Below are 1,651 nucleotides of genomic sequence, written 5' to 3' on the forward strand. Positions count from 1 at the left end.
CGGCGGCAAGAGCACTTATCTCCAAGAATAAACTTAATTTACTTCGCATTTTATATCTAATGCGAAGATTGAAAAGCAAGCAAAACTTATAAACAGCCTTAAATAATAAACAAATGGATTGCTGCGAGGGAGGCTACCCCAAATAACCCCAAAAATCCTGAGACTACTGCTGTAAATAGGTTGATGGGGATATGCAGCCCTATCGCTCCACCGAAAACATTGAAGAAAAATAAAAACAAAATACCAATCCCAAGTTTAACTGTAGTTTGTCCAATAAGTTTCATTGGTTTAACCGGAGCACCGACAATCAGAAGTATAATGATCAAAGCAATCATAATCGTAATAACAAGTGTAGAACTCATACCAATCAACCCCTTTTTTGTTCCCTTATTAGTACATATGATAGGAAGGTCGAAAAAAGAACTATATAAAAAACCAGTTTTAAAACTCGGCAACTGCCTAAGCCTGGAGGTTGAAGCCTTATTCGTTAAATAGAGAGCAAACCTGAAAAGCGAGTAGTTCCTTTTGGTGAAGAAACATACTATACACAATAGAAAGGACCGCAACCAAATAACACGCTGAAATTTTTCGTCATCGTGTTGTTTTCTATATTAATTTTAATGCCATTTGATAAGTTGATTTGATCAACCTAAAGGATGATTGTGATTATGTTAAAATAAGGAAAGAGTTATTGAAGGATTGTAGAGAACAAGCAGGCTTAGTTTGAAGATGAAAATTATAGTTAATCAAGAAGGGATACCTTTCAATAAAAGAACTAAAAAAAAGGAGGTTAATATGAAAATAGTTATATATTTATATGATGGCGTAACTATGCTCGATGCTATTGGACCTTATGAGGTACTAAGGAATATGACTGATGCTGAAATATTCTTTGTTGCAGAAAAAGCGGGCGTGATAAAGGCTGATTCTGGATTTATAGATATTAATGCAAAATATAGTATCGATGACATAAAAGCGGCAGATATTTTAATAGTACCTGGTTCAACCATAGCGTTTATAAAAGAAATGAAAAACGAGAAGGTATTAGAATGGATAAAAGAGATAGATAAAACTACAAAATGGACTACTTCAGTATGTACTGGTTCTATGTTATTGGCTTCTGCAGGGTTACTCGCTGGATTAAAAGCAACATCACATTGGAAGCCAATGAATTTATTAAGTAATTTCGAAGCTATCCCCACAAGAGAAAGAATAGTAGAGCAAGGGAAATATATAACTGCTGCAGGAGTATCTGCGGGTATAGATATGGCTTTATTTTTATCAAATAAAATAGTCGGAGAAAATGAGACGAAAGCTATTCAACTCACGATAGAATATGACCCCCAACCAATATTTAATTCTGGTAATTATTCTGATGCCGATGAAAAGGTCATTAAAATTGCAGAAAAGAAATTAACAAACAATGCGAAAAAAGGGCTTGGATTATTGGGTATGATTAAAAACTCACAAAGTATAATTAAAATGATTAAATAGTCATTTTTTATTTCAACTATTGTGACTGCTATTCATCTGACGTGCGCTTATCTCTAATAAGTATTGGCTGTATTCAATGTTATTCATCTTAAATTTCTAATGATACAATATAGTTAAAATTCTTAAGGAGACTGATATGAACGAAACTGTCAAGTTC

General features: G+C 33.4%; 2 protein-coding genes. One reads left to right on the forward strand and one right to left on the reverse strand.

Annotated elements, in window-relative coordinates; all coding sequences use genetic code 11:
- Window positions 1-98: 98 nt before the first annotated feature.
- Window positions 99-362: a pro-sigmaK processing inhibitor BofA family protein gene (locus A4245_RS19390; protein ID WP_067730990.1), complete on the reverse strand. Its 264-nt coding sequence runs from the start codon at window positions 360-362 to the stop codon at window positions 99-101.
- A 433-nt stretch (window positions 363-795) separates the two neighbouring features.
- Between A4245_RS19390 and A4245_RS19395 the strand changes: the two genes are divergently transcribed.
- Entirely contained in the window at window positions 796-1,494 is a 699-nt protein-coding gene (locus A4245_RS19395; protein ID WP_067730992.1) for a DJ-1/PfpI family protein, read from the forward strand.
- Window positions 1,495-1,651 lie beyond the last annotated feature (157 nt).

Source organism: Oceanobacillus damuensis, from assembly GCF_001618145.1.
In the GTDB taxonomy this organism is placed as follows: Bacteria; Bacillota; Bacilli; order Bacillales; family Amphibacillaceae; genus Oceanobacillus; species Oceanobacillus damuensis.